This is a genomic window from Pseudoalteromonas sp. Isolate6 (assembly GCF_022398435.1).
Classification (GTDB): Bacteria; Pseudomonadota; Gammaproteobacteria; order Enterobacterales; family Alteromonadaceae; genus Pseudoalteromonas; species Pseudoalteromonas galatheae.
In genome coordinates this window covers 1-6310 of sequence record NZ_JAKEVK010000242.1, presented here as the reverse complement: position 1 = coordinate 6310, position 6310 = coordinate 1, and the positions used below count along the sequence as shown (strand labels likewise).

Below are 6310 nucleotides of genomic sequence, written 5' to 3'. Positions count from 1 at the left end.
TAAATAAAGAAAACAAAATTAGTTGTTGATATTGACCCAAGTTTATCTTTAAAATCGCGCACTTTACAATCTCTGGGTAAAACTGGCGTTAGTTTTGCTCTGTACTAAATACCCGTTTAGCGAATCAAATGTGGTGGGCAGTATGGATTTCTACATACTAAAAAAACAAGAGAAGTTTGTTGCAATTCCTGCAGACGAACAAAACTGTAAAGATTATTTAGATGATGGCTATTTTTATGTTGATAAGGTAGCTGCCTGTAACGAGAAATCGGCGATTAAACGTGTGCAAGATAAACATAGTCGTGTTTTCAAGTTACCTGCTAAATTCTTTTTACTAGCATTACCTGTGATCATTTTTGCTTGGTGGCAGCTAACTCACTAAGCAGTGAAAGCGTCAATATTCACAAGACGAATATTGCTCGACGATGCTATATTAGCGTTTCTATTGGAAAAGGAACGCTAAATGAAGGTTTTACATACGTCAGACTGGCACTTAGGGCAATCGTTTTACGAACATGATCGCAGTGAAGAGCATCGGCTATTTTTAGACTGGCTATGCGATGTGCTTGTTGAACAGCAAATCGATGTATTGTTGATCAGCGGTGATATTTTTCATACTGCAACGCCGCCTGCGAGCGCTGAAAAGCAGCTGTATACCTTTATCCAAAAAGCATCTCAACTGTGCCCGCAGCTGCACATTGTTCTGATTGCTGGCAACCACGATTCCGCTAATCGCATTGAAACCGCAAAACCACTCTTAACCTTATTCAACACCCATGTTATTGGTCGCTTTAACAAGCAAGCGCCTGAACAGGTTGTTATCGATTTGCCCATCGCAGCACAGCATATGCATGTTGTGGCAATGCCATTTTTGCGCAGTGCTGATTTACCAAAACCACTAGATGACGAGTTTGACTATCAAACCGGGGTACAATTAGCTTATCAGCACGCGCTAGGCACGATAGAAAAAGTGAAAGGTCCTATTGTGCTAATGGGGCATCTGCACGCCAAGGGGGGAACGATTTCAGAAGATTCTGAGCGTAATCTCAACATTGGCGGTTTTGATGCTGTATCTGCGGGCGTGTTTGGCGAGCAGTTTGACTATGTTGCGCTGGGTCATTTACATAAAGCGCAAACCGTCGCGAAGCAAAGTGCTATCAGATACTGCGGTACGCCTCTGCCAATGTCGTTTTCTGAACGCAATTATAAGCATCAGGTATTGCTCGCTGAATTTAATGAACAAGGTCTGGTAGATGTAAACCCCCTTTACGTTCCCCGTTTTAAAGATGTGTTATATATCCCTGAAGATGGTGCAAAGCGCTTGACTGAATTATGCGAAGCTATCGCGGCGCAGGATTTTAGCAAGTTCGATAGCGCTCCCTATATTCGCTTAAAATTATCTGCAGCGGAAACCAATAGCCGCTTTCGAGCCGAGATTGGTGAAGTGCTAAAAGGAAAGGATATTAAATTTTGTGGTATTGAGCGGGTGTCTAAAGGCACAGCTGCCAGTGAGTGGTTGTTTGAAGATTTGGGCAAAGTTGAATCGTTATCGCCCAATACCTTGTTGGATATTGCCTACCGCGAAATTGAACCGGAACAGGAAAAGGCACCCGCGACATTGCATGAAAAGTTAGCAGAAGTGATCGCGAGCATGGAGGAGTAGGGCGATGAAACTTGAAAAAATATTAATCACCAACCTTGCCTCTATAGAAAGCGCAGAAGTCGACTTTACTGCGGCACCACTCAAAGACACTGGTCTTTATGCCATTACTGGTGACACAGGGGCGGGAAAAAGCACTTTACTGGATGCGGTTTGCCTTGCATTTTATGGCAAAACCGCACGGTTAAAATCGGACGACAAAGAGAAAGTTGCATTTAATGGCGATAACATTAAGTTAAACGACCCGCGAAACCTATTGCGTCGGGGCTGTGTTGCGGCATCCGCTAGCGTGGTTTTTATTGCTCAAGACAGCAAACGTTATCAAGCTATTTGGTCGGTAGAGCGCGCTAGAAAAAGCCCTAAAGGTAATTTAAAAACCGCCACTATTGAGTTGTTTAGCCTACCTGATATGACCCTAGTCTGTGAGAAGAAAAAAGAAACAGAACAAAAAATCGAACAGCTAGTCGGGCTTAACTTTGAACAGTTTACTCGAGCTGTGCTGCTTGCTCAGCATGAATTCTCTGCGTTTTTGAAGGCGGGGGGAGATGAACGGGCACAGTTATTAGAATGTCTTACAGGTACCGAAAAGTTCAGTAATATCGGTAAAGCGGTTTTTGAAGCGCACAAGCAAAAGAAAATCGAGCTGCAAACTCAGCAAGATAGGCTAGGTCAAATTGTGCTCTTGTCACCAGAGCAGCAAGCCGAACTTGAAGCACAGAAGTCGGAACTGATTGATACAAGAAATCGACAACAAGAGACAAGCACAAAACTGCAAGCTCAGCTGCAATGGCTCGCGGATGTCGAGCTAAGAAAGCAAAAAATAGCTGAGGTGGAACACAAGCTGCAAATGCTTGAGCAGCAAATAGAAGAGGGAAAGCCACAGCAGGAATATGCGCAGCAAGTCTTAAAAGCCAATGAGATGCGTGATAATCGTGAGCAGCATGAGTTGACAGATAAACACATTGCGCAGCTATCTCAAGAACGACTAGCACTGCTGCAACAAGATTTTGAATCCGCTATTACAACGCTCAAAGCAAAACAACAGCAACTGGAACAGCAGCTTACTACGCAGCAAGCCAATTTTGTAAAGTTAGAGCCAAGCTTTAACACCATTCGTATATTGGATGAAAAGCTAAGCCTACACAAAGCGCAAGCACTAGAAACTAAGCCCTATCTCGATAAGCATGCCAATCTCATTGCGCAACATGAGACTGCGATACAGAAATATCAAATGCAACAAGGCGAAATCGCTACTGAATTAAAGCAGCTAGAGTATAAGCAAGCGAACTTGCACTCAGTTAGCAATATTGCCGGACAATGGAGCGTGGTTCAGCCTCAATTTGATGATTTGCAAAAGTATCAACAACAACGCAATGATCATGAAGTCCAGTTGCAAAAATTACCGAACGAGCAGCAAGCGCTAGGTACACAATTGAGCAAACATGAGGCTGAGGTACAGCAACTACAAAAGATTTATGATACCGAAGCCAGCGCGCTTTCAGCGTTAAAAGAAGCACTCCTACCTTTGACTCAACAAGACCTAAATTTGGCATTACAGAACTGGTCTCTATGCGTGCAAGCCTATCGTAGTATCGAAGAAGGGGAGGCCTTGCTGCATCAGTTACGGTCGCAACAAACTCAACATCATATTGGCTTGGAAAGGCTTGAGATATTGATCCGAGATACCAAGCAGCAAGACGAGTTGTCTAAGCAGCGACTAGCCCTAACTCGTGATAATTTGGAGCAAGTGCAGTTACGCGCAAGTGAGCGGATCAGCGATTTACGCGCTCAACTGCGAGCTGGGCAAGAATGCATGGTATGTGGCTCAAAAGAACACCCTTATGGTGTGGAGCACATAGATGCCCACTGGGAACAGTTACTATCGGATTTTCGGTCTCAGTATCAGGCTGCTGAGCAAGCTCGTGAGCAAGTGTTGCAGCGTTATAATCAACAAGTCGGTGAAAAAGAGCGTGAGAATGCGCTATGGCAGTCAGTCACTCAGGAAATCGCTCACTGCACTAAGCAAATAAACGAGAATCGCGCTCGACTAGATGCGTTGAATGATGAGTATAAAGTTGGCAATGCCGAACAAGCTGAATCGCAACTTTTGAGTATTCAGTCGCAGCTAAATGAGCTATCAAAGTTACGCAATAATATCGACCGCCAGTGGCAGTCGGTTCAGCAGGCGCAACAACATCTCGAGCAGGCTAAACATAAGCAACAGGCACTTCAGCAGCAGCACCATGATTTAGGTAATCATATTGCCTTTTTGCAAACCGAATATGATCAGCTATCACAAACAGTGGATGCTTTACGCCATCGGCTTGAAGCGTTAATTTCCGATGAGTCGTGGTGGCAAGAATTTGATTCATCCCCTCAAGCTGCCATTAGCCAACTTAAAACAGGAGTGCAAACTTGGCTAGAAACCACCGAGCGTACAGATACGTTAACAGCGAATAAAGTTCAGCTTGAGCATCAATTACATCTTGCCAGTCAACAAAAACAAGATGAGACGCAACGGCTTGAAGAATTAGAACATACACTTTTACAACATCAGCAGAATATTGAACGTCTCAATCGCGAACGTGCTGAATACTTACCACAGCAGCACACCAGCTTGGATAATTGGATTGCAGAGCTTAAGCAGCAAGAGCAACAAAGCCGAGAGCAGATCACACAAACCCAGCTGGCGCTGAGCCAAACCGAAGCACAGCGTGAAAAGACCCAGCACAGTCTGACGCAGCTAGAAAAGCAAATTACCGAGCAAACATCGCGCTTGCAGCAACTTGATGCGCGCTTTGAACAATGGTTGCTCGATCAGCAAGGACAGCTAGACAAAATAAAAGTACTAGCGTTACTTGAGGTTTCGTTGGATGAAGCGCGAGCGAATCTAGAAAAGTGTGCGCAAGTTCAGCAAGCCTTTCAACACACTAAGCTGCAGCTTAGTCATCAGCGTGAAGAACTCAGCCAACTTGAAAGTAAGTACCCTGATGGGGTTGATAGTGAGCACGTTAAGCAAAGTCATGCCGAGACGACGCAAGCACTTGAACAAACTCAAAGTCAGTTGCTACAAGTGCAAAGTGCATTAGAGATTGATGCTCAGAATAAACAACAATTCTCTTTACAAGCGGCAAATCTCGCTCAGTTACAACAAGACTACGAGCAGTGGCATTTGCTAGATAAGCTATTAGGCGACGCAACAGGCAAAAAGTTGCGTAATTGGGCGCAAACGCAAACGTTAAAAATCTTATTGCAGTATGCTAACCAGCAATTGCATACGCTTTCAAAACGCTATTTGCTTACCAATATTGAGCAGTCTTTAGAAATTGCGGTTATAGATAAAGATATGGCTGACGAACAACGTAGCGTCAACACCTTATCAGGAGGGGAGTCCTTCTTGGTATCTTTATCTTTAGCACTTGGACTTGCTGCGCTTTCGTCAAATAAAGTGCAAATACATTCATTATTCATTGATGAAGGGTTTGGTACGTTAGACCCCGAGACGCTAGGTGTAGCGATTGATGCACTGGACGCGTTACAATCACAGGGCCGCAAGGTTGGTGTGATCTCGCATGTTGCTCAGATGAGCGAGCGGATCGCCACTCGTATCCATGTGAATAAACAGCCTGGAGGCTACTCATCTTTAAATTTAGTACCACAAACATAAGGAAATTTGGATGCCGACTTTCACGGGCGAAGAAGCCCAAAACTACGACTCTAGGATCACAAAGCTTGTGCCAGGTTATGCGTTAATTCACCAGCTTACTGGAGCACAACTTTTAGCGCTTTACCCGAATAGTGCAACCATTTTGGTTGTGGGTGCGGGGACAGGCAAAGAAATTGTTGAACTTGCTCAGCTAAACCCAAGTTGGCGATTTATAGCGCAAGATGTATCTACTGATATGTTAGCAATTGCAGATCAACATTTTACTAAGTTAGGCTTACAGGAGCGCGTGCAGATCCATCATGGTGCGATTTCACCACAGGCCTATCAAGCAGATGCCGTACTGTGCTTGCTGGTGATGCACTTTGTAAAAGATAACGGCGATAAAGCAAGCTTGTTTAAACAAATGAGTGAGCAGCTAAAGTCGGATGGTCATCTTTTTATTGCCGACTTAGAAAAACCTGCGACAAGCTTTGAGCGTGAAGCGCAATTAGTCGTTTGCAAACAACTCGGGCTGACTGATGTTGGCGAGCAGCGCATGAGGGTGAATTTAGAGCATGAGTTTTATCCCGTGGATAAAATGCGTCTTGCAGAGCTGCTAGACACCGCAGGTTTTGGCATTGCTAAACCTTTCTTCAAAGCCCTTGGGTTTGCAGGCTTTGTGGTAGAAAAACAGTAGTTTTCTAATAAGCCAGACCATATTCGGGTGTGGCTTTTCCTTTCTTACTTTTTCAACGTAGCTTGTATTAAGCTAGTAAAATAATGATCTATACCAAACCAATTGCTGCTCCGCTACTAGCGTCACCGCGCTTTATCTAAACTTCAAGTCATTTACTTCTAAAAAGTTAGTAAAACTCTGATCTCAATGACTAAGATACAAGAAGTAGATCAGTATTTTACTTAGTAAAAATATGATCTATTCGCAAATTAGCATACCGTTTAGTTTCCACCTAATATCTAACCTCGTCTTATTATATCTACTAACC

The 6310-nt window shown here is 43.9% G+C and carries 4 protein-coding genes; all 4 read left to right on the top strand.

Features of this window, described 5'->3' with window-relative positions:
- The first annotated feature begins 142 nt into the window (after positions 1 to 142).
- Entirely contained in the window at positions 143 to 382 is a 240-nt protein-coding gene (locus L1D50_RS20625) for a hypothetical protein (protein WP_088532724.1), read from the top strand.
- An 81-nt stretch (positions 383 to 463) separates the two neighbouring features.
- Complete coding sequence (gene sbcD / locus L1D50_RS20620) at positions 464 to 1663, top strand: exonuclease subunit SbcD (protein ID WP_138521281.1); 1200 nt, start codon at positions 464 to 466, stop codon at positions 1661 to 1663.
- Between the two features lie 4 nt (positions 1664 to 1667).
- Positions 1668 to 5327 carry an AAA family ATPase gene (locus tag L1D50_RS20615; RefSeq protein WP_138521283.1) on the top strand — a complete coding sequence of 1220 codons (3660 nt, stop codon included), beginning with the start codon at positions 1668 to 1670 and terminating at the stop codon, positions 5325 to 5327.
- Between the two features lie 10 nt (positions 5328 to 5337).
- Positions 5338 to 6003: a class I SAM-dependent methyltransferase gene (locus L1D50_RS20610; RefSeq protein ID WP_138521286.1), complete on the top strand. Its 666-nt coding sequence runs from the start codon at positions 5338 to 5340 to the stop codon at positions 6001 to 6003.
- Positions 6004 to 6310: the final 307 nt, after the last annotated feature.

Excerpts from the sequence above, each read along its gene's own strand:
- L1D50_RS20625 (WP_088532724.1), top strand. The coding sequence starts at position 143 with ATGGATTTCTACATACTAAAAAAACAAGAGAAGTTTGTTGCAATTCCT.
- sbcD (WP_138521281.1), top strand. The coding sequence starts at position 464 with ATGAAGGTTTTACATACGTCAGACTGGCACTTAGGGCAATCGTTTTAC.
- L1D50_RS20615 (WP_138521283.1), top strand. The coding sequence starts at position 1,668 with ATGAAACTTGAAAAAATATTAATCACCAACCTTGCCTCTATAGAAAGC.
- L1D50_RS20610 (WP_138521286.1), top strand. The coding sequence starts at position 5,338 with ATGCCGACTTTCACGGGCGAAGAAGCCCAAAACTACGACTCTAGGATC.